A 246-nucleotide genomic window follows, 5' to 3' on the forward strand; every position below is an offset into this window, starting at 1 on the left:
GCTGATCTGGTGTCATAACGTATTAGGTCGATTCGTTTGAAAATATTGGCAAACAGAGATAGTGATCAAGATCAGCAATTAAAACGTCATATAAGAGACGCGGTGAATAAAGAAATCACAACTTGGGTAAAGGATATTACTTCTATTGAAGAAGCGCGTCGCGTGATTCGTTCAAAGCTGCCTGAAATCAAAGCAATTGCAAAGGAAACAATGGAGAAAGAAGGAGCGAATCAGTCGATATCCGTT

General features: G+C 39.4%; 1 protein-coding gene. It reads left to right on the top strand.

Annotated elements, in window-relative coordinates; translation table 11 throughout:
• Positions 1-36 precede the first annotated feature (36 nt).
• On the top strand, positions 37-246 hold a 210-nt coding region (locus tag MFF40_RS29175; protein WP_498043403.1), incomplete at its 3' end, for a stage II sporulation protein R.

It is taken from the genome of Methylobacterium mesophilicum (assembly GCF_022179445.1).
GTDB lineage: Bacteria > Pseudomonadota > Alphaproteobacteria > Rhizobiales > Beijerinckiaceae > Methylobacterium > Methylobacterium mesophilicum.